The organism is Bacillus sp. 205(2023), from assembly GCF_037027485.1.
Classification (GTDB): Bacteria; Bacillota; Bacilli; order Bacillales; family Bacillaceae; genus Bacillus; species Bacillus halotolerans.
This window is the reverse complement of the sequence record NZ_JAXCHF010000013.1, coordinates 1-21,102: the sequence shown is the minus strand read 5'-3', so window position 1 is coordinate 21,102 and position 21,102 is coordinate 1. Positions and strand designations below refer to the sequence as shown.

20 protein-coding genes, 2 tRNA genes and 1 rRNA gene are annotated in these 21,102 nt (G+C 43.5%); all 23 read left to right on the top strand.

The features are described from left to right. Nucleotides 1-65 precede the first annotated feature (65 nt). The gene (locus tag WA325_RS19435) at nt 66-452 is read left to right on the top strand and encodes a S1 domain-containing RNA-binding protein (RefSeq protein ID WP_003218379.1); all 387 of its coding nucleotides are present in this window, start codon (nt 66-68) and stop codon (nt 450-452) included. Between the two features lie 167 nt (nt 453-619). Further along, nucleotides 620-696, top strand: a tRNA-Met gene (locus WA325_RS19430). A 9-nt stretch (nt 697-705) separates the two neighbouring features. Beyond that, nucleotides 706-777: transfer RNA gene (locus WA325_RS19425), tRNA-Glu, on the top strand. A 199-nt stretch (nt 778-976) separates the two neighbouring features. Beyond that, nucleotides 977-3,460, top strand: coding sequence for a stage II sporulation protein E (spoIIE, locus tag WA325_RS19420; RefSeq protein WP_024123630.1), 2,484 nt, complete (start codon nt 977-979; stop codon nt 3,458-3,460). A gap of 84 nt (nt 3,461-3,544) precedes the next feature. Further along, the gene (locus tag WA325_RS19415; RefSeq protein ID WP_326327515.1) at nt 3,545-4,282 is read left to right on the top strand and encodes a VWA domain-containing protein; all 738 of its coding nucleotides are present in this window, start codon (nt 3,545-3,547) and stop codon (nt 4,280-4,282) included. After that, nucleotides 4,248-5,270, top strand: a complete 1,023-nt coding sequence (locus WA325_RS19410) for a serine/threonine-protein kinase (RefSeq protein WP_305935201.1) — start codon at nt 4,248-4,250, stop codon at nt 5,268-5,270. The genes WA325_RS19415 and WA325_RS19410 overlap by 35 nt, the downstream gene beginning before the upstream one ends. A gap of 103 nt (nt 5,271-5,373) precedes the next feature. Beyond that, a complete protein-coding gene (tilS, locus tag WA325_RS19405; RefSeq protein ID WP_105992086.1) occupies nt 5,374-6,786 on the top strand; it encodes a tRNA lysidine(34) synthetase TilS in 1,413 nt (470 codons plus the stop codon). A 2-nt stretch (nt 6,787-6,788) separates the two neighbouring features. Next, on the top strand, nt 6,789-7,331 hold the full coding sequence (gene hpt / locus WA325_RS19400) for a hypoxanthine phosphoribosyltransferase (protein WP_038954341.1): 543 nt from the start codon (nt 6,789-6,791) through the stop codon (nt 7,329-7,331). A 97-nt stretch (nt 7,332-7,428) separates the two neighbouring features. Beyond that, on the top strand, nt 7,429-9,345 hold the full coding sequence (gene ftsH, locus WA325_RS19395) for an ATP-dependent zinc metalloprotease FtsH (protein ID WP_024123634.1): 1,917 nt from the start codon (nt 7,429-7,431) through the stop codon (nt 9,343-9,345). A 189-nt stretch (nt 9,346-9,534) separates the two neighbouring features. Continuing rightward, nucleotides 9,535-10,311 carry a type III pantothenate kinase gene (locus WA325_RS19390; RefSeq protein WP_044153475.1) on the top strand — a complete coding sequence of 259 codons (777 nt, stop codon included), beginning with the start codon at nt 9,535-9,537 and terminating at the stop codon, nt 10,309-10,311. 11 nt (nt 10,312-10,322) lie between these two features. Then, on the top strand, nt 10,323-11,198 hold the full coding sequence (gene hslO, locus WA325_RS19385) for a redox-regulated molecular chaperone HslO (RefSeq protein ID WP_024123636.1): 876 nt from the start codon (nt 10,323-10,325) through the stop codon (nt 11,196-11,198). Between the two features lie 48 nt (nt 11,199-11,246). Then, the gene (locus tag WA325_RS19380; protein ID WP_105955692.1) at nt 11,247-12,140 is read left to right on the top strand and encodes a peptidyl-prolyl cis-trans isomerase; all 894 of its coding nucleotides are present in this window, start codon (nt 11,247-11,249) and stop codon (nt 12,138-12,140) included. A gap of 75 nt (nt 12,141-12,215) precedes the next feature. Then, nucleotides 12,216-13,142, top strand: a complete 927-nt coding sequence (cysK, locus tag WA325_RS19375) for a cysteine synthase A (RefSeq protein ID WP_024123638.1) — start codon at nt 12,216-12,218, stop codon at nt 13,140-13,142. Nucleotides 13,143-13,305: 163 nt separating this feature from the next. Further along, nucleotides 13,306-14,715 carry an anthranilate synthase component I family protein gene (locus tag WA325_RS19370; RefSeq protein ID WP_336184092.1) on the top strand — a complete coding sequence of 470 codons (1,410 nt, stop codon included), beginning with the start codon at nt 13,306-13,308 and terminating at the stop codon, nt 14,713-14,715. Between the two features lie 13 nt (nt 14,716-14,728). After that, a complete protein-coding gene (gene pabA, locus WA325_RS19365; RefSeq protein WP_185848356.1) occupies nt 14,729-15,313 on the top strand; it encodes an aminodeoxychorismate/anthranilate synthase component II in 585 nt (194 codons plus the stop codon). Then, complete coding sequence (pabC, locus tag WA325_RS19360; protein ID WP_106021683.1) at nt 15,313-16,161, top strand: aminodeoxychorismate lyase; 849 nt, start codon at nt 15,313-15,315, stop codon at nt 16,159-16,161. The genes pabA and pabC overlap by 1 nt, the downstream gene beginning before the upstream one ends. A gap of 14 nt (nt 16,162-16,175) precedes the next feature. After that, nucleotides 16,176-17,033 (top strand): dihydropteroate synthase, encoded by an 858-nt coding sequence (gene folP / locus WA325_RS19355; RefSeq protein ID WP_336184091.1) that lies wholly within the window; start codon nt 16,176-16,178, stop codon nt 17,031-17,033. Beyond that, the gene (gene folB / locus WA325_RS19350) at nt 17,026-17,388 is read left to right on the top strand and encodes a dihydroneopterin aldolase (protein ID WP_095714744.1); all 363 of its coding nucleotides are present in this window, start codon (nt 17,026-17,028) and stop codon (nt 17,386-17,388) included. Before folP ends, folB begins: the two co-directional genes overlap by 8 nt. After that, on the top strand, nt 17,385-17,888 hold the full coding sequence (gene folK, locus WA325_RS19345; protein WP_024123644.1) for a 2-amino-4-hydroxy-6-hydroxymethyldihydropteridine diphosphokinase: 504 nt from the start codon (nt 17,385-17,387) through the stop codon (nt 17,886-17,888). The genes folB and folK overlap by 4 nt, the downstream gene beginning before the upstream one ends. Then, nucleotides 17,840-18,058 (top strand): helix-turn-helix domain-containing protein, encoded by a 219-nt coding sequence (locus WA325_RS19340; RefSeq protein WP_024123645.1) that lies wholly within the window; start codon nt 17,840-17,842, stop codon nt 18,056-18,058. The genes folK and WA325_RS19340 overlap by 49 nt, the downstream gene beginning before the upstream one ends. Nucleotides 18,059-18,071: 13 nt before the next feature. Continuing rightward, entirely contained in the window at nt 18,072-19,073 is a 1,002-nt protein-coding gene (dusB, locus tag WA325_RS19335; RefSeq protein ID WP_024123646.1) for a tRNA dihydrouridine synthase DusB, read from the top strand. Between the two features lie 91 nt (nt 19,074-19,164). Next, nucleotides 19,165-20,664: a lysine--tRNA ligase gene (gene lysS / locus WA325_RS19330; protein ID WP_024123647.1), complete on the top strand. Its 1,500-nt coding sequence runs from the start codon at nt 19,165-19,167 to the stop codon at nt 20,662-20,664. 312 nt (nt 20,665-20,976) lie between these two features. Further along, nucleotides 20,977-21,102: ribosomal RNA gene (locus WA325_RS19325) — 16S ribosomal RNA — on the top strand; the annotation flags it as partial.

Below are 21,102 nucleotides of genomic sequence, written 5' to 3'. Positions count from 1 at the left end.
AATTTTTATTTAGGTATAATTAAGCAAACGATCTTTTTATAAGCCTAAGGAGGAGCACTTTTTTTATGTCGATTGAAGTGGGCAGCAAGTTGCAAGGGAAAATTACAGGTATTACAAATTTTGGAGCATTTGTTGAATTGCCTGGAGGCTCAACCGGTCTCGTTCATATCAGTGAGGTAGCCGATAATTATGTTAAAGACATTAATGATCACTTAAAAGTCGGCGACCAAGTTGAAGTGAAAGTCATCAACGTTGAAAAAGACGGGAAAATTGGTTTATCTATTAAAAAAGCTAAAGACCGTCCGCAAGCCAGACCTAGAAATGATTTCCGTCCGAAAGAATCTTTTGAACAGAAAATGAACAAGTTTTTAAAAGATAGCGAAGATCGCTTGTCATCTTTAAAACGCAATACGGAATCAAAACGTGGAGGGCGCGGAGCAAGAAGAGGATAACTTGCTGCTTTCTATAAATAAATGAAGCATCCGTTCGTCCCAACGGGTGCTTTTTTTATATGCTCTCTCAAGGTAAGAGTCAGAAAATTATAACATTAAAGTTTCTGTTGACGAAAAGGACAAACCTTTGTATTATATAACTTGTGCTTAGAAGCACAAAACAATATGGCGGTGTAGCTCAGCTGGCTAGAGCGTACGGTTCATACCCGTGAGGTCGGGGGTTCGATCCCCTCCGCCGCTACCATATTTGTTAGGCCCGTTGGTCAAGCGGTTAAGACACCGCCCTTTCACGGCGGTAACACGGGTTCGAATCCCGTACGGGTCATACTGAAAAATCGGTTTCTATTACAGAAGCCGATTTTTTTCATTTTTAGACATCTTTCTGGAAATTCTCCGCATAAACGAATTTCAGGGCAGAAACCGTCGAAGACTTCTTTGGTATACTTACCTTCTTTTGACAAAATCCTATCTGTGCTTTCGCTATAATGACAGGCAACGAATATAACAGGTGGGAGATGAGAGAAATGGAAAAAGCAGAAAGAAGAGTGAACGGGCCAATGGCGGGACAAGCTTTTGAAAAACTCCAATCGTTTTTTAACAGGGGAGCGAAGCTGGTGACTCATCATTTGCATTCACTGTTTTTCTATAAAGGATTCATTTATGTCGTCATTGGGTTTTTGCTTGGACGAGCTTTCATATTATCCGAGGTCCTTCCTTTCGCCCTTCCTTTCTTTGGGGCAATGCTTCTGATCAGAAGAGACAAGGCGCTGTATGCAGTGCTGGCTGTGCTTGCAGGTGCAATGACAATTTCTCCGAAGCACTCATTACTCATATTAGCGGCGTTGCTTGCATTCTTCGTGTTTTCTAAAGTAGCATCCTTCATCACAGATGATCGTGTGAAAGCCCTTCCGATTGTCGTGTTCTTCTCCATGGCGGCGGCAAGAGCGGGTTTTGTTTACGCTCAGAATGGCGCATTTACAACCTATGATTATGTGATGGCTGTTGTAGAAGCGGGGCTGTCCTTTATTTTAACGCTGATTTTCCTCCAAAGCCTTCCGATTTTTACAGTGAAGAAAGTAAAACAATCCTTAAAAATAGAAGAAATCATTTGCTTTATGATTCTGATTGCTTCGGTGCTGACTGGACTTGCAGGCTTGTCCTATCAAGGGATGCAGGCAGAACATATCCTGGCCCGTTATGTTGTATTAAGCTTTTCCTTCATTGGCGGTGCAAGCATTGGGTGTACAGTAGGTGTCGTGACAGGCCTGATTCTTGGCTTAGCCAATATCGGAAATCTCTATCAAATGAGTCTGCTCGCTTTTTCGGGCTTATTAGGCGGTTTGCTGAAAGAAGGAAAAAAAGCAGGTGCGGCAATCGGGCTGATTATCGGATCGCTTCTTATTTCTTTATATGGAGAAGGCTCTGCCGGTCTGATGACAACGCTCTATGAGTCATTGATAGCAGTCGGCCTGTTTCTGCTTACGCCTCAGTCCATTACAAGAAAAGTGGCGAGATATATTCCGGGCACTGTGGAACATCTTCAGGAGCAGCAGCAATACGCGAGAAAAATCAGAGATGTCACTGCTCAAAAGGTGGATCAGTTCTCCAATGTATTTCATGCATTGTCAGAAAGCTTTGCAACCTTTTATCAAGCGTCTGACGAACAAACAGATGACAGCGAGGTCGATCTGTTTTTAAGCAAAATTACGGAGCATTCCTGTCAAACGTGCTACAAGAAAAACAGGTGCTGGGTTCAGAACTTTGATAAAACATATGATTTAATGAAACAAGTTATGCTTGAAACAGAGGAAAAAGAGTATGCTTCAAACCGAAGGCTGAAAAAAGAGTTTCACCAGTATTGCTCTAAATCGCGTCAGGTTGAAGAGTTGATAGAGGATGAACTTGCCTATCATCATGCGCATTTAACCCTTAAGAAAAAAGTGCAGGACAGCAGGCGGCTTGTGGCTGAACAGCTCTTAGGTGTTTCAGAGGTCATGGCAGACTTTTCTCGGGAAATAAAAAGGGAGAGGGAGCAGCACTTTATCCAAGAAGAACAAATTATTGAGGCTCTTCAGCATTTTGGAATAGAGATTCAGCAGGTGGAGATTTACAGCCTTGAACAGGGAAACATTGATATTGAAATGACAATCCCATTCAGCGGGCATGGAGAAAGTGAAAAAATCATAGCGCCTATGCTTTCTGACATTTTAGAAGAGCAAGTTCTTGTGAAAGCCGAGCAGCATTCTCCGCATCCAAATGGATACAGCCATGTCGCGTTTGGATCAACAAAATCGTACAGGGTGTCTACGGGTGCGGCTCATGCAGCGAAGGGCGGCGGCCTTGTCTCCGGCGACAGCTACAGCATGATGGAGCTGGGCGCAAGAAAATATGCAGCTGCTATCAGCGACGGCATGGGCAATGGCGCGAGGGCTCACTTTGAAAGCAATGAAACGATTAAGCTTCTTGAAAAGATCCTTGAATCAGGAATTGATGAAAAAATAGCGATTAAAACGATCAACAGCATACTGTCTCTGCGGACAACGGATGAAATTTATTCCACACTCGATCTTTCTATTATCGACCTTCAGGATGCGAGCTGTAAGTTTTTAAAGGTTGGATCAACACCGAGCTTTATCAAACGGGGGGAGCAGGTGATGAAAGTCCAAGCGAGCAATCTGCCAATCGGCATTATTAACGAATTCGACGTTGAGGTTGTGAGTGAGCAGCTGAAGGCGGGAGACCTCCTGATCATGATGAGTGACGGTATTTTCGAAGGTCCTAAACACGTGGAAAATCATGATTTATGGATGAAGCGCAAAATGAAAGGGTTAAAAACAGATGATCCGCAGGAAATTGCTGACTTACTCATGGAGGAAGTGATTCGCACAAGATCAGGCCAAATTGATGATGATATGACGGTTGTTGTCGTCCGAATTGATCACAATACACCAAAGTGGGCGTCTATTCCCGTTCCGGCCATCTTTCAAAGCAAACAAGAAATTTCATAACGCTTCCGTATAAATCAATTTTCTTCTGGCGAAGATGGAACTATATGAATCTGAGAATCATCGTATTCTCCAGGAGGAATGAATGTGAACAACGGACGTTTGAATCAAATTCTGCTGATAACGGATGGCTGCTCAAATCATGGTGAAGATCCGCTTGCTATGGCTGCGTTTGCTAAAGAGCAAGGGATTACAGTAAATGTCATAGGTATAATGGAAGAAAACAAAATTGACCACGAGGCTATGAAAGAAGTCGAAGGGATTGCGCTTGCTGGAGGCGGCGTGCATCAGGTCGTTTACGCATCACAGCTTTCGCAAACGGTTCAAATGGTAACAAAAAAAGCAATGACGCAAACCTTGCAAGGGGTGGTGAATCAAGAACTGAAGCAAATCCTTGGGAAGAATGTGGAAATAGAGGAGCTTTCTCCGGAAAAACGCGGCGAAGTCATGGAAGTGGTAGATGAACTGGGAGAAACGGTGCATCTTCAGGTTTTGGTTCTCGTTGATACAAGCGCAAGTATGGCGCCAAAGCTGCCTACAGTGAAAGAAGCACTGATTGACTTGTCCGTGAGTCTTAACTCCCGAATAGGGAATAACGAATTTGCGATGTGTATATTTCCCGGGAAAAAACAAGAGGTCGAGCTTGTGCTAAATTGGACACCAAAGCTGCAATCTCTTTCCACACTCTTTGCGAAGCTATCGACAGGCGGCATCACGCCGACAGGTCCGGCGATTCGTGAAGCGACACAGCAATTCGAAAAAATCCGCTCAAGAAGGAGCATGCTGGCAGATGATGAACGACACTTTGACGAGTTTGGCATGTAGCCTCAAGCCGGGAACGAGAGTAAAGGGCAAGTGGAATGGAAATACTTACACACTGCGTAAACAGCTTGGAAAAGGGGCCAATGGAATTGTGTATTTGGCAGAAGCATCAGATGGACATGTTGCCTTAAAGGTAAGTGATGACAGCCTGTCTATTACTTCTGAAGTGAATGTCTTAAAATCTTTTTCAAAGGCCCAGTCCGTAACGATGGGGCCTTCTTTTTTTGACACTGATGATGCCTTTATTCCCAGTGCTAATACAAAGGTTTCATTTTATGCAATGGAATACATAAAAGGCCCGCTGCTTTTACAGTTCGTCAGTGACAAAGGAGCAGAATGGATTCCGGTCTTGATGATTCAGCTGTTAACCAGCTTATCCGTGCTTCATCAGCAAGGGTGGATATTCGGTGACCTTAAGCCGGATAATCTGATTGTCACCGGTCCGCCGGCCAGAATCCGCTGCATAGATGTAGGCGGAACAACCAAGGAGGGCCGAGCGATAAAAGAGTATACCGAGTTTTACGACAGAGGATATTGGGGGTATGGGACAAGAAAAGCAGAGCCCTCTTACGACTTGTTTGCGGTTGCTATGATTATGATCAACTGTGTACATAAAAAGGAATTCAAAAAAACAAGCCAGCCAAAGGAACAGCTGCGATCTTTAATCGAAGGCAGCCCGGTGCTGCAAAAGTATAAAAAAGTGCTTGTTTCTGCTTTAAATGGCCATTATGATTCCGCTGACGAGATGAAAAGAGAGATGCTCGCAGCAGGGAAAAAGGCAGCGCAAAGAAAACAGGCTGGAAAAACGCCAACTTCGGCGCAATCTATCTCAAGACAAAGACAGCAAAAAATGCGCCAGGGAAAAGTAACACAGACGAGATATGCACCTAAAAAGAAGGGCGCTAAGTCCGGAGGGTTATTCGAAACCGCTCTTATCGTAATCAGTGTTTTGGCGCTTTATTTCGCTTACATTATCTTTTTCCTTATTTGACAGCCGCAATCTGCAATACCCATGCTTCTTCTTTGCTTGGAAGGATTGAAAGTGATAGGATATGAATATCTTTAAAATACCTGCTCATTGTGAGGAGGACATTGTGAACAGTGTCAAAGATTTTTTTATCAAACACAATCTTACGTTAAAAGGGGCGACAATTATTGTAGGCGTTTCCGGCGGTCCGGATTCGATGGCTCTCCTTCACGCGCTTCATGCGTTATACGGCCGTTCAGCCAATGTGATTGCGGCTCACGTAGACCACCGGTTCAGAGGGGCACAATCTGAGGAAGACATGCGTTTTGTCCAAGCGTATTGTGAGGCTGAACAGATCAAATGTGAAACGGCTCAAATCAATGTAACTGCGTATGCTGAGAAAAACGGTCTCAACAAGCAGGCAGCTGCCCGTGATTGCCGATATCAGTTTTTTAAGGAAGTGATGTCCAAGCATCAAGCGGATTATCTTGCACTTGCTCATCATGGAGATGATCAGGTTGAAACAATGCTTATGAGACTGGCCAAAGGCACACTCGGAGCTGGACTTGCCGGCATGCAGCCGGTAAGACGGTTTGAAACGGGACAGATGATCAGACCATTTCTAGCCATTACAAAAGAAGAGATTCTTCATTATTGCCATGAAAACGCTTTGAGCTACCGGACGGACGAAAGCAACGCCAAAGATGATTACACTAGAAACAGATTCAGAAAAGCAGTGCTCCCTTTTTTGAAACAGGAATCACCGGATGTGCATAAAAGGTTTCAGAAAGTAAGCGAAGCACTGACTGAAGATGAGCAATTCTTACAGTCATTAACGAAAGAAGAAATGAATAAAGTAATCACAAGCCAGTCTAAAATATCAGTTGAAATCAATTCCTCTCAATTGCTTGCCCTCCCGATGCCTTTACAAAGAAGAGGAGTTCAACTAATATTAAACTATCTTTATGAAAACGTTCCATCATCCTTTTCAGCTCATCATATTCAGCAGTTTTTGGATTGGGCGGATAAGGGCGGTCCTTCAGGAGTACTGGACTTTCCGAAAGGACTGAAGGTGGTCAAATCATATCAGACATGTTTGTTTACATTTGAACAATGGCAGTGCAAAAATGTTCCCTTTGAATATCAACTAAGCGGAGCTGCCGATGAGACGGCAGTGCTCCCAAACGGATTTCTGATAGAGGCAAAGCGTAACGCGGAATCTCTTGAAGGTCATGGGAATTCTGTTTTTATTACAAGTCAAGATAAGGTGAGATTTCCCTTGACGATCCGGACAAGAAAAGCTGGCGATCGGATAAAACTAAAAGGGATGAACGGCTCGAAAAAGGTAAAGGATATATTTATTGATAAGAAATTGCCTCTGCAAGAAAGAGACAACTGGCCGGTTGTGACGGATGCAAGCGGTGAAATTATCTGGATACCGGGCTTGAAAAAATCCATTTTTGAAGATCTTGTGATTCCAAACAGTGACCGCATTGTATTACAATATAGACAGCATGAAAAGTGTAGGGGGCAAGCATAATCATGATGAAACATGATATTGAAACAGTTCTGATCTCAGAGGAAGAGATACAAGAGAAAGTAAAAGAGTTAGGTGCAGACTTAACAAGCGAGTATCAAGATAAATTTCCGTTGGCAATCGGTGTGTTAAAAGGAGCTCTTCCTTTTATGGCGGATCTTATCAAGCATATTGATACATATTTGGAAATGGATTTCATGGATGTATCAAGCTACGGAAAATCTACGGTTTCATCTGGAGAAGTAAAAATCATTAAAGATTTGGATACATCTGTAGAGGGCCGGGACATCTTAATTATTGAAGATATCATCGACAGTGGGTTAACCTTAAGTTATCTAGTAGAGCTCTTCCGATACCGTAAAGCAAAATCAATTAAGATTGTTACCCTTTTGGATAAACCAAGCGGAAGAAAAGCGGACATTAAAGCAGACTTCGTCGGCTTTAAAGTTCCTGACGCGTTTGTAGTGGGTTACGGACTTGATTATGCTGAGCGCTATCGCAATCTGCCTTATATCGGAGTGTTAAAACCGGCAGTTTATGAAAGCTGATCGGCAGCCTGCTTCCGAGATGGTTATTGGTTGTATTGGAATGATTTTCTATGGTACTATTGAACATAGTTGTGCTTACTGTGGGAGGAGGTAAGGAATGAATCGGGTCTTCCGTAATACCATTTTTTATTTACTTATTTTATTAGTAGTAATCGGGGTTGTGAGCTACTTCCAGACCTCAAATCCGAAAACAGAAAATATGTCGTACAGCACGTTCATCAAAAACCTGGATGACGGGAAAGTTGATAGCGTGTCGGTTCAGCCTGTCAGAGGTGTTTATGAGGTAAAAGGACAGCTGAAAAATTACGACAAGGATCAATACTTTTTGACTCATGTTCCTGAAGGAAAGGGAGCAGACCAGATCTTTAATGCTATAAAAAAGACAGATGTAAAGGTTGATCCCGCTCAAGAAACAAGCGGATGGGTGACGTTCCTGACGACCATCATCCCATTTGTCATTATCTTTATTCTGTTCTTCTTCCTGCTCAATCAAGCTCAAGGCGGCGGCAGCCGTGTCATGAACTTTGGTAAGAGTAAGGCGAAGCTATATACAGAGGAAAAGAAACGCGTCAAATTTAAAGACGTTGCAGGGGCAGACGAGGAGAAACAAGAACTTGTGGAAGTTGTTGAATTTCTGAAAGATCCCCGCAAGTTTGCCGAGCTTGGCGCAAGAATCCCTAAAGGTGTGCTTTTAGTCGGACCTCCGGGTACCGGTAAAACACTTCTTGCAAGAGCATCAGCCGGTGAAGCCGGTGTGCCATTCTTCAGCATCAGTGGATCTGATTTCGTTGAAATGTTTGTAGGTGTCGGTGCTTCCCGTGTGCGTGACTTGTTCGAAAACGCGAAAAAGAATGCGCCTTGTTTGATCTTCATTGATGAAATTGACGCAGTCGGACGCCAGCGTGGAGCGGGTCTCGGCGGCGGACACGATGAACGTGAACAGACGCTCAACCAATTGCTTGTTGAAATGGACGGATTCAGTGCCAATGAAGGAATTATCATCATTGCCGCAACGAACCGTGCGGACATCTTGGACCCAGCCTTACTTCGTCCGGGACGTTTTGACCGTCAAATCACAGTGGACCGCCCAGATGTAATTGGACGTGAAGCTGTATTGAAAGTCCATGCGAGAAACAAACCGCTGGATGAAACGGTAAACCTGAAATCGATTGCCATGAGAACACCTGGTTTCTCAGGCGCTGACTTAGAAAACCTATTGAATGAAGCTGCTCTTGTGGCGGCTCGTCAAAACAAGAAAAAAATCGATGCTCGCGACATTGATGAAGCTACGGACCGTGTTATTGCCGGACCAGCTAAGAAAAGCCGCGTCATCTCCAAGAAAGAACGCAATATCGTGGCATATCACGAAGGCGGACACACCGTTATCGGACTCGTTTTAGATGAGGCTGATATGGTTCATAAAGTAACGATTGTTCCTCGGGGCCAGGCTGGCGGTTATGCAGTTATGCTTCCAAGAGAAGACCGTTACTTCCAGACAAAGCCGGAGCTGCTTGATAAAATTGTCGGTCTCTTGGGCGGACGTGTTGCTGAAGAAATTATCTTTGGCGAAGTCAGCACAGGAGCGCACAATGACTTCCAGCGTGCGACAAATATTGCAAGACGAATGGTTACAGAATTCGGTATGTCAGAAAAACTGGGACCGCTGCAATTTGGACAGTCTCAGGGTGGCCAGGTATTCTTAGGCCGTGATTTCAACAACGAACAAAACTACAGTGATCAAATTGCCTACGAAATTGATCAGGAAATTCAGCGCATTATCAAAGAGTGTTACGAGCGTGCGAAAACAATCCTGACAGAAAATCGTGACAAGCTTGAATTGATTGCTCAGACGCTTCTGGAAGTTGAAACACTGGATGCTGAACAAATCAAACACCTTGTCGATCACGGAACATTGCCTGAGCGTAAGTTCTCTGATGATGAGAAGAACGATGATGTCAAAGTAAACATTCTGTCAAAAACAGAAGAAGAAAAGAAAGACGATACGAAAGAGTAACGCTTTCTGATAAAAACTGCCGGCTGACGCTGGCAGTTTTTTTATGTGAATCCCGCCTCTGCTGCCCCTCTTTTCAATCATCCAATTATGGTATCGATTTGTTTACAAATGAGCCGCCGATCGTGTATGGTATTGTAGAATGTTTGTAAAAGTAATGATAGAGAAACTATTCAAAAGTGGTGATAGAGGTTGTTACTTGTTATTGATGTGGGGAACACCAATACTGTACTTGGTGTATATCATGATGGTGAATTAGAATATCACTGGCGTATAGAAACAAGCAGGCATAAAACAGAAGATGAGTTCGGGATGATTCTGCGCTCTTTATTTGATCATTCAGGTCTCATGTTTGAACAAATAGAAGGCATTATTATTTCTTCAGTTGTGCCGCCAATTATGTTTGCGTTAGAGAGAATGTGCACAAAATACTTTCATATCGAACCGCAAATTGTCGGTCCTGGTATGAAAACTGGTTTAAATATAAAGTACGACAATCCGAAAGAAGTAGGCGCTGACAGAATCGTAAATGCTGTTGCGGCCATTCACTTGTACGGCAATCCTTTGATTGTTGTTGATTTCGGTACAGCCACAACGTACTGTTATATCGATGAAAACAAACAATATATGGGCGGAGCGATTGCGCCTGGAATTACAATTTCGACTGAGGCGCTGTACTCGCGTGCGGCGAAGCTTCCGCGTATTGAAATCGCCCGGCCTGACAATATTATCGGAAAAAGCACTGTAAGCGCGATGCAATCAGGAATTTTATTTGGCTATGTCGGCCAAGTGGAAGGAATCGTAAAACGAATGAAATGGCAGGCAAAACAAGAACCGAAAGTCATTGCGACAGGCGGTCTTGCGCCATTAATCGCAAACGAATCAGATTGTATAGACATCGTTGATCCATTCTTAACCCTAAAAGGGCTGGAATTGATTTATGAACGAAACCGCGTGGGAAGTGTATAGGAGGTTTTGCAATGGATTATTTAGTAAAAGCGCTGGCGTATGACGGGAAAGTTCGCGCATATGCTGCAAAAACGACTGATATGGTGAATGAAGGACAGAGACGGCATGATACATGGCCGACAGCATCCGCTGCACTGGGCCGTACAATGACAGCTTCACTCATGCTTGGTTCTATGCTGAAAGGTGATGATAAGCTGACAGTGAAAGTGGAAGGCGGCGGGCCAATCGGCGCGATTGTTGCTGATGCGAATGCTAAAGGGGAAGTCAGGGCATATGTCTCAAACCCGCATGTTCATTTTGACTTGAATGAACACGGCAAGCTGGATGTCAGACGAGCTGTTGGAACAGATGGAACATTAAGTGTTGTAAAAGATTTAGGCCTGCGCGAGTTCTTCACAGGGCAAGTAGAAATCGTTTCCGGAGAACTGGGAGAAGATTTTACGTACTATCTTGTATCATCGGAGCAGGTTCCTTCTTCTGTAGGTGTCGGCGTGCTTGTTAACCCAGACAACACCATTTTGGCGGCAGGAGGTTTCATTCTTCAGCTCCTTCCGGGAACAGATGATGAAACCATCACAAAAATTGAGCAGCGTCTATCTGTAGTAGAACCTATTTCTAAACTGATTCAAAAAGGGCTTGCACCGGAAGAAATTTTGGAAGAAGTCTTAGGAGAAAAGCCTGAGATTTTGGAAACCATGCCTGTTAAATTCCATTGCCCTTGTTCAAAAGAGCGTTTTGAAACAGCCGTTTTGGGACTAGGCAAAAAAGAAATTCAAGATATGATAGAAGAAGATGGACAAGCCGAAGCAGTATGCCATTTTTGTAATGAAAAGTACTTATTTACAAAAGAAGAGCTGGAAGAGCTTCGAGACCAAACGACCCGCTAAGCTCTTTAGCGGGTTTTTTGAATTTAAGAAAAGGGGCTGACAGTAAATTTGAAATCAAGAACAATCTGGACAATCATTTGGGGCGCGCTGCTGGTATGCTGTATCGCAGTGGCATATACACTGACGAAATCTCAAGCCAGTGCTTCCCCGTCCGACGAGTCCATTGCTACTATTGGAGGCAAAAGCGTCACAAGAGAAGAATGGCTGAAGGAAATGGAAGATGAATACGGAAAATCAACACTTGAAGATATGATCAATGTCCGAGTGGTAGAGCAGCTTGCCAAAAAGAACAATCTCAAAGTATCTAAAAGCGAAATTGATCGGGAATTTCTGCTGATTAAGGCGGTGAATAATTCATTTTACGAAGACGAGCATACAACTGAAAAAGAGTGGAAAGACCAAATTCGCTATAATATTCTTCTTGAGGAATTATTAACAAAGGATATTGATATTTCAAAGGCAGAAATGAAATCATTTTATAATCAAAATAAAGAACTGTATCAGTTTGATGATTCGTATCGTATTCGGCATATTGTTGTAAAGGATGAAGAGGAAGCCAGACAAGTTTTAAAAGAGCTTGAAGGCGGCTCGAGCTTTGAAGCTGTTGCGGCGGAACGGTCCACAGACAGGTATACATCACCGTACGGGGGAGATTTAGGGTTTGTCACCGAGGCATCAGACAACATTCCGTCATCATACATTGAAGAAGCAAAGACACTAAAACAAGATGAATGGTCAGACGAACCGATAAAGGTAAACAACGGCTATGCAATTATTCAACTGAAAGAAAAGTTAAATGCGAGAACATTCTCATATGATGAAGTGAAGAATCAGATTAAACGCCAGATCGCAATGGATCAATTAGGTGATAAAGCAACTGTAAAATCGCTTTGGAAAGAAGCTGACGTGTCTTGGTTCTATGGGGAAAAAAGTACTAAATGATTGACAAAAAATTTTGAAATTGATAGATTATATACATAATACCAATACAAATAGTCGGAAATTGAGGTGTCGAGAATGGTACGTGTAGCAAACTCCATTACTGAATTAATTGGGAATACGCCAATCGTTAAATTAAATCGCCTTGTTGATGAAAACAGTGCGGATGTATATTTGAAGCTTGAATACATGAACCCTGGAAGCAGTGTAAAAGACCGTATCGGTTTAGCGATGATTGAAGCCGCTGAAAAAGAAGGGAAATTAAAAGCTGGCGATACAATCATTGAACCGACAAGCGGAAATACAGGAATCGGGCTTGCAATGGTTGCTGCGGCTAAAGGTTTAAAAGCGATTTTGGTTATGCCTGACACAATGAGCATGGAGCGCCGCAACCTTCTTCGCGCATATGGTGCTGAGCTTGTGCTGACTCCGGGTGCGGAAGGCATGAAAGGCGCTATTAAAAAAGCGGAAGAGCTTGCTGAAAAACACGGATACTTCGTGCCGCAGCAGTTTAACAACCCATCGAACCCTGAAATCCACCGCCAAACAACAGGTAAAGAAATCGTTGAGCAATTCGGTGATGACCAGCTTGATGCATTTGTAGCCGGAATCGGAACAGGCGGAACGATTACAGGAGCGGGTGAAGTCCTGAAGGAAGCATATCCTTCCGTCAAAATCTACGCTGTTGAACCGTCAGATTCCCCAGTGCTTTCAGGAGGAAAACCAGGCCCTCACAAAATTCAGGGAATCGGAGCTGGCTTTGTGCCCGACATCTTAAACACTGAAGTATACGATGAAATTTTCCCTGTGAAAAATGAAGAAGCATTTGAATATGCACGCAGAGCTGCACGTGAAGAAGGAATTCTCGGAGGCATCTCATCAGGTGCGGCCATTTATGCTGCTATTGAAGTAGCGAAAAAACTCGGAAAGGGCAAAAAAGTATTGGCTATCATTCCGAGTAACGGCGAACGTTATTTGAGTACGCCGCTGTATCAATTCGATTAAAAAGCTCGAAAAAACTCCCGGTGCCCGGGAGTTTTTTTATTTGTGCATCAAATATGCCGTGTCCGCAACGAATCTTATCCTTGGAAGAGAAATTCACTTTTTTCACTCATGATATTGCTTTACAATAAAAAAAGCAGAAAAAGAAAACAGAGGAATGATATAAATGGCACAACGCAGACCGGCAGGCAGAAAAGTACCTTTTCAAAAAGATTCATTCTTGCAACAATATGAGAAACTTTCACAATCCAGAAAACAGCACGTGCTTCTTGAAAGTGCAAGAGGCGGCAGATACAGTATAGCCGGTATTGATCCAATTGCGGCTGTCAAGGGAAAAGACGGAATTACAACCATTAAGCATGGGGATGAGACACTGTTTAAAGAGGGTGACCCATTACGCGCTTTCCACAGTTGGTTTAAAACGCTGGAAACAGAAACGGATGAAGAACTGCCTGATTTTCAAGGGGGAGCAATCGGCTTTCTTAGCTATGATTACGCACGCTACATTGAAAATTTTAAAATGCTCTCATTAGATGACCTGGAGACACCTGATATCTATTTTCTTGTCTTTGATGATATAGCCGTCTATGACCATGAAGAACAGGCTCTTTGGCTGGTCACTCATGTGAATGATGAGAACGAATCAGCGGACGAAAAGTTGTCCCAGCTCGAACATATGTGGCTGTCTGAGCTTCCCGGTGAGCCGTTACAAGAGATGACATATACAGCTGACGGTTCCTTTGCAGCGCCTTTTACTGAAGAAGGCTTTTCTCAGGCTGTAGAGAAAATCAAGCAATACATTGCCAGCGGAGATGTTTTTCAAGTCAATCTATCGATCAGGCAGTCGCAGTCGCTGTCTGCTCACCCGTATGATATCTACAAAAAGCTGAGAGAAGTGAATCCTTCTCCATATATGGCATATTTAGAAACACCAGATTTCCAAATTATTTGCGGATCTCCTGAACTTCTTGTCAGCAAAAAGGGCAAACTGTTAGAGACAAGACCGATCGCGGGCACTCGTTCCAGAGGGAAAACGGATGAGGAAGACGAAGCGCTAGCAAATGAATTAATCCATAATGAAAAAGAACGCGCTGAGCATGTCATGCTGGTTGATCTCGAACGAAATGATTTGGGCAGAGTTTCCCGTTACGGATCAGTGCGGGTTAATGAATTCATGGCAATTGAAAAATACTCCCACGTCATGCACATTGTGTCTAATGTCCAAGGTGAACTGCAGGATGGATACGACGCTGTAGATATTATTCATGCTGTATTTCCTGGAGGAACGATTACAGGTGCTCCTAAAGTAAGGACAATGGAAATTATAGAAGAACTTGAGCCGACACGCCGTGGGCTTTATACTGGATCTATAGGGTGGTTTGGGTATAATCAGGATCTTCAGTTTAATATTGTGATCCGAACCATTTATGCAGCCGGAGGGCAGGCGTTTATGCAATCCGGAGCAGGAGTTGTGATTGATTCTGTTCCTAAGCATGAATACAGAGAATCATTCAAAAAAGCTTTTGCGATGCAAAAGGCGTTAGAGCTGAGCGAAGCAGAGACAAAAATTAGATGAGGTGAGCGGAGAAATGATTTTAATGATTGATAACTATGATTCTTTCACGTACAACTTAGTGCAGTATTTGGGCGAGCTTGGAGAAGAGCTGATTGTAAAACGCAATGACGATATCACAATAGAGCAAATTGAAGAGCTGTCACCGGATTTCTTAATGATTTCACCCGGACCGTGCAGTCCTGATGAAGCTGGAATCAGCCTTGAAGCAATTAAATACTTCGCAGGCAAAATTCCCATTTTTGGTGTGTGTCTCGGACATCAGTCTATCGCACAGGTGTTTGGCGGAGACGTGGTCAGAGCAGAGCGGCTGATGCACGGAAAAACCTCAGAAATCGAGCATGACGGCAAGACGATCTTTAAAGGTTTGCAAAACCCGCTTGTGGCGACACGATACCACTCATTGATCGTAAAACCTGAGACGCTGCCAAGCTGTTTCACAGTAACCGCACAAACGAAAGAAGGAGAAATCATGGCTATTCGGCACAATGACCTTCCGATAGAAGGCGTTCAATTTCATCCAGAGTCTATTATGACTTCCTTTGGAAAAGAAATGCTCAGAAATTTTATTGAAACGTACCGCAAGGAAGTCATTGCGTGATGATATATGTAAACGGCCGATTTATAGAGGAGAAAGATGCAGTTCTTTCTCCTTTTGACCATGGTTTTTTATATGGGATCGGTGTGTTTGAGACCTTCAGGCTTTATGAAGGCCGGCCGTTCCTGCTTGATTGGCATATAGAACGGCTTGAACGCGCACTTAAGGATCTGCAAATCGAATACACTGTGACAAAACAAGAGATGATTGAAATGCTGGACAAGCTGCTCGGGCTGAATGATATCAAAGACGGCAATGCCCGCGTCAGGCTGAACATATCAGCCGGCATCAGTGATAAAGGCTTCGCTGCTCAAACTTACGATAACCCGACTGTCTTATGTTTTGTTAACCAGCTAAAACCAGAAAGTCTTCCTTTGCAAAAGGAAGGAAAGGTTTTATCGATACGGAGAAACACACCAGAGGGGCCGTTCCGGTTAAAATCACATCACTATTTAAATAATATGTATGCGAAACGGGAGATCGGAAATGATCCGCGGTTTGAAGGGATCTTTTTAACGGAGGATTGCGCTGTAGCAGAGGGCATCATTTCAAATGTCTTCTGGAGAAAAGGCAGCTCTATCTATACACCATCACTTGATACCGGAATTCTTGACGGCGTCACGAGACGTTTTGTCATGGAGAACGCAAAGAAAATAGGGATGGATGTCAAAACAGGCCGCTACCAGCTTGAAGCCCTTTTGACAGCAGATGAAGCATGGATGACCAACTCGGTTCTTGAGATCATTCCGTTTTCTAAAATAGAAGAAGTGAACTATCCGGGCCAAAACGGAGAAATAACTTCCGCTTTACAAACGCTATATCACCAAGAAATAAAGAACATGAATTCATGACAGGGAGGAAGAGAATGGCGCAGCAAACAATAGACCAAACCCAAGTAATCCATACCAAACCCAGCGCATTATCATATCGAGAAAAGACGCTGGTGATGGGTATTTTAAACGTAACGCCTGACTCTTTCTCAGATGGCGGAAAATATGACAGCCTGGACAATGCCCTGTTGCATGCGAAAGAGATGATTGATGACGGTGCGCATATCATTGATATCGGAGGCGAATCGACAAGACCCGGCGCCGAATATGTATCCGAGGACGAAGAAATGTCCAGAGTGATTCCTGTGATTGAGCGGATTACAAAAGAGCTCGCAGTGCCGATCTCTGTAGATACGTACAAGGCTTCTGTCGCAGATGAAGCTGTTAAAGCCGGCGCTTCAATCATCAATGATATTTGGGGAGCGAAGTACGATCCGAAAATGGCTTCTGTTGCAGCTGAACACAATGTTCCGATCGTTCTCATGCATAACCGCAAAGAGAGAAACTACAACGACTTAATACCGGATATGCTGTCGGACTTAATGGAAAGTGTAAAGATAGCTGTTGAAGCAGGTGTAGAGGAAAAGAACATTATCCTCGATCCCGGCATTGGTTTTGCGAAGAACTATCACGATAATCTGGCAGTCATGAACAAACTTGAAGTTTTCAGCGGACTTGGCTATCCGGTTCTTCTTGCAACCTCCCGAAAAAGATTTATCGGCCGTGTCCTGGATCTTCCGCCAGAGGAGCGGACTGAGGGCACAGGCGCAACCGTGTGTTTAGGCATTCAAAAAGGCTGTGACATTGTGAGAGTTCATGATGTAAAACAAATAGCCAGAATGGCGAAAATGATGGATGCAATGCTGAACAAGGGAGAGATGCATCATGGATAAAATCTACGTAGAAGGCATGGAGTTTTACGGCTACCACGGTGTGTTAAAAGAGGAGAACAAGCTCGGACAGCGTTTTAAAGTCGATTTAACCGCAGAATTGGACTTAAGCAAAGCGGGACAAACAGACGACCTTGAGCAAACCATTAACTATGCCGAGCTTTATCACGTATGTAAAGACATCGTCGAAGGTGAGCCTGTGAAACTAGTGGAAACACTGGCAGAACGTATTGCGGACACTGTCCTGAAGAAATTTCATCAGGTGCAGCAATGTACTGTAAAAGTGATTAAGCCAGATCCGCCAATTCCCGGCCACTATAAATCAGTAGCAATAGAAATCACGAGAAAAAAATCATGAACAATACAGCTTATATAGCCCTTGGATCTAATATTGGAGATAGAGAAACGTATTTACGGCGAGCGGTGGCGATGCTGCATCAACATGAGGCAGTGACAGTCACAAAAGTGTCTTCTATTTACGAAACAGACCCAGTCGGATACGAAGCTCAAGATGAATTTTTAAATATGGCAGTTGAAATCGAGACGTCGCTGAATCCGTTTCAGCTCCTTGAGCTCACGCAGCATATAGAAAATGAATTGGGCAGGACGAGAGAAGTCAGATGGGGTCCGCGGACGGCAGACCTTGACATTTTACTGTTTAATCGTGAAAATATTGAAACAGAGCAACTAATTGTTCCGCATCCGAGAATGTATGAGCGTTTATTTGTCCTTGCACCGCTTGCGGAAATATGCACGCGGGTTGAAAAAGAGGCAAAAAGCGCCGAAACCGACCAAGAAGGTGTAAGAGTATGGAAGCAGAAATCTGGGGTAGACGAATTCGTGCATTCAGAAAGCTGAAAGGTTATACTCAAGAAGGATTTGCGAAAGCGTTAGGTATATCAGTTTCTATTCTCGGCGAAATTGAACGCGGAAACCGATTGCCGTCAGCTGCCATCATTCAAAGTGCAGCAGATGTTTTAAATATAAGCGCGGACGAATTAGCGCCGCCAGAAAATAATAACAAATGAAAGGAGGGGAAAAATGTTTAAAATCGGTGATATTCAATTAAAAAACCGGGTTGTGCTGGCCCCTATGGCCGGTGTCTGCAACTCAGCATTCAGATTGACTGTAAAGGAATTCGGAGCCGGATTGGTCTGCGCTGAAATGATCAGTGATAAAGCGATCCTTTACAACAATGCCAAAACAATGGGTATGCTTTACATTGATGAACGTGAAAAACCGCTCAGCCTTCAAATCTTCGGAGGAAAAAAGGAAACCCTTGTGGAAGCGGCGAAGTTTGTAGACCAGAACACAACTGCTGATATCATTGATATTAACATGGGATGCCCAGTGCCGAAGATTACAAAATGTGATGCGGGAGCAAAATGGCTTCTCGATCCTGATAAGATTTATGAAATGGTTTCTGCAGTAGTGGATGCCGTCGATAAACCAGTCACAGTGAAAATGAGAATGGGCTGGGATGAAGACCACATTTTCGCGGTGAAAAACGCACAGGCTGTCGAGCGTGCGGGCGGAAAAGCAGTTGCGCTTCACGGCCGTACAAGAGTGCAGATGTACGAAGGAACTGCAAACTGGGATATTATCAAAGAAGTAAAACAATCTGTATCGATTCCGGTTATCGGGAACGGCGATGTCAAGACGCCGCAGGATGCTAAGCGTATGCTTGATGAAACAGGAGTAGACGGGGTCATGATCGGCCGTGCCGCGTTAGGCAATCCGTGGATGATTTACCGTACGGTTCAATACCTTGAAACAGGTGAATTAAAAGAAGAGCCGCAAGTACGTGAAAAAATGGCGGTATGCAAACTGCATCTTGACCGCCTGATTAACTTAAAAGGTGAAAATGTAGCGGTAAGAGAAATGAGAAAACACGCTGCATGGTATCTGAAAGGCATAAGAGGCAATGCGGAGGTTCGTAATGGAATCAATCATTGCGAGACAAGAGAAGAGCTTGTACAGCTTTTAGATGCATTTACTGTTGAAGTTGAGGCAAAAGAGCTTCAAGACGCAAAAGTAGGATAACACTCACCTCTATTTGCTGCTCACTGCCAGTTTTACGCTGGCAGTTTTTCTGCTTTTTTCATGAAACAATATCTGTAATGGAGTGATAACAATGAGTCAAGAAGAGCATAATCATGAAGAATTGAACGACCAGCTGCAAGTCAGACGCGACAAAATGAATCAGATGAGAGAAAACGGTATAGATCCATTCGGCGCACGTTTTGAAAGAACTCATCAATCTGAGCAAATTATTGCGGCATATCAAAATCTAACGAAAGAAGAGTTAGAGGAAAAAGCGATTGAAGTCACAATCGCAGGCCGTATGATGACAAAACGCGGCAAAGGAAAAGCCGGCTTCGCGCACCTTCAGGATTTAGAAGGTCAAATTCAAATCTACGTAAGAAAAGACAGTGTCGGTGACGACCAATATGAAATCTTCAAATCTTCCGACCTTGGCGACCTTATCGGCGTAACCGGAAAAGTGTTCAAAACAAATGTAGGCGAACTGTCTGTAAAAGCAACATCATTTGATTTGCTGACAAAAGCGCTTCGTCCGCTGCCGGATAAATACCATGGTTTAAAAGACGTTGAGCAGCGCTACCGTCAACGCTACTTGGATCTTATCGTAAATCCAGACAGCAAACATACGTTCATCACACGCAGCAAGATCATTCAAGCGATGAGAAGATACCTTGATGATCATGGATACTTAGAAGTAGAAACACCAACTATGCACAGCATTCCAGGGGGAGCCTCCGCGCGTCCGTTCATTACCCATCATAATGCTTTAGATATTCCGCTCTACATGCGTATTGCGATTGAACTGCATCTGAAACGTTTGATTGTCGGCGGTTTAGAAAAAGTATATGAAATCGGCCGTGTTTTCCGTAATGAAGGCGTCTCTACACGCCATAACCCTGAATTTACAATGATTGAATTATATGAAGCGTATGCTGACTATAAAGATATCATGAGCTTAACTGAAAACCTTGTCGCTCATATCGCGCAAGAAGTGCTTGGCACGACGACAATTCAATACGGGGAAGAGCAAATCGAACTGAAACCTGAGTGGAAAAGAATCCATATGGTTGACGCAGTCAAAGAAGCGACAGGCGTTGACTTCTGGGAAGATGTAACTGTTGAGCAAGCCCGTGAATATGCAAAAGAGCATGGTGTAGAGATTAAAGACTCTATGACAGTGGGCCATATTATAAACGAATTCTTCGAACAAAAAATCGAGGAAACGCTTATCCAGCCAACGTTTATTTATGGACATCCAGTAGAAATTTCTCCTCTTGCTAAGAAAAATCCAGAGGATCCGCGCTTCACAGACCGTTTTGAACTGTTTATCGTAGGCCGTGAGCACGCAAATGCATTCACAGAGCTAAATGATCCTATTGATCAAAGAGAACGCTTTGAAGCCCAATTAAAAGAACGAGAAGAGGGTAATGATGAAGCTCATTTAATGGATGAAGACTTCGTTGAAGCCCTGGAGTATGGCATGCCGCCAACAGGAGGCTTAGGCATCGGGATCGATCGCCTGGTCATGCTGCTTACGAATGCTCCTTCGATCCGAGATGTACTGTTATTCCCGCAAATGAGACAGCGCTAATTTAAAAGAGCGTCAACCTTTCTAATAGAAGGATGACGCTCTTTTATAATTCCTTAGTTTTTTCTTCAAAAAACTATTGCACTATTATTTACAAGGTGGTATATTATTATTCGTTGCCGCTAAACAAGGCGATGACAAAAAAATAACTTCAAAAAAAGTTATTGACTTCAATGAGTCAACGAGTTATAATAATAAAGTCGCTTAAACGAAGTGACAAAATGATCTTTGAAAACTAAACAAGACAAAACGTACCTGTTAATTCAAGTTTTATTATAAAATCGCACAGCGATGTGCGTAGTCAGTCAAACTACTTTATCGGAGAGTTTGATCCTGGCTCAGGACGAACGCTGGCGGCGTGCCTAATACATGCAAGTCGAGCGGACAGATGGGAGCTTGCTCCCTGATGTTAGCGGCGGACGGGTGAGTAACACGTGGGTA

What these genes read in the sequence shown, in the direction of transcription:
- WA325_RS19435 (WP_003218379.1), top strand. Translation starts at nt 66, where the DNA reads ATGTCGATTGAAGTGGGCAGCAAGTTGCAAGGGAAAATTACAGGTATT.
- spoIIE (WP_024123630.1), top strand. Translation starts at nt 977, where the DNA reads ATGGAAAAAGCAGAAAGAAGAGTGAACGGGCCAATGGCGGGACAAGCT.
- WA325_RS19410 (WP_305935201.1), top strand. Translation starts at nt 4,248, where the DNA reads ATGATGAACGACACTTTGACGAGTTTGGCATGTAGCCTCAAGCCGGGA.
- hpt (WP_038954341.1), top strand. Translation starts at nt 6,789, where the DNA reads ATGATGAAACATGATATTGAAACAGTTCTGATCTCAGAGGAAGAGATA.
- ftsH (WP_024123634.1), top strand. Translation starts at nt 7,429, where the DNA reads ATGAATCGGGTCTTCCGTAATACCATTTTTTATTTACTTATTTTATTA.
- hslO (WP_024123636.1), top strand. Translation starts at nt 10,323, where the DNA reads ATGGATTATTTAGTAAAAGCGCTGGCGTATGACGGGAAAGTTCGCGCA.
- cysK (WP_024123638.1), top strand. Translation starts at nt 12,216, where the DNA reads ATGGTACGTGTAGCAAACTCCATTACTGAATTAATTGGGAATACGCCA.
- WA325_RS19370 (WP_336184092.1), top strand. Translation starts at nt 13,306, where the DNA reads ATGGCACAACGCAGACCGGCAGGCAGAAAAGTACCTTTTCAAAAAGAT.
- pabA (WP_185848356.1), top strand. Translation starts at nt 14,729, where the DNA reads ATGATTTTAATGATTGATAACTATGATTCTTTCACGTACAACTTAGTG.
- pabC (WP_106021683.1), top strand. Translation starts at nt 15,313, where the DNA reads ATGATATATGTAAACGGCCGATTTATAGAGGAGAAAGATGCAGTTCTT.
- folP (WP_336184091.1), top strand. Translation starts at nt 16,176, where the DNA reads ATGGCGCAGCAAACAATAGACCAAACCCAAGTAATCCATACCAAACCC.
- folB (WP_095714744.1), top strand. Translation starts at nt 17,026, where the DNA reads ATGGATAAAATCTACGTAGAAGGCATGGAGTTTTACGGCTACCACGGT.
- folK (WP_024123644.1), top strand. Translation starts at nt 17,385, where the DNA reads ATGAACAATACAGCTTATATAGCCCTTGGATCTAATATTGGAGATAGA.
- WA325_RS19340 (WP_024123645.1), top strand. Translation starts at nt 17,840, where the DNA reads ATGGAAGCAGAAATCTGGGGTAGACGAATTCGTGCATTCAGAAAGCTG.
- dusB (WP_024123646.1), top strand. Translation starts at nt 18,072, where the DNA reads ATGTTTAAAATCGGTGATATTCAATTAAAAAACCGGGTTGTGCTGGCC.
- lysS (WP_024123647.1), top strand. Translation starts at nt 19,165, where the DNA reads ATGAGTCAAGAAGAGCATAATCATGAAGAATTGAACGACCAGCTGCAA.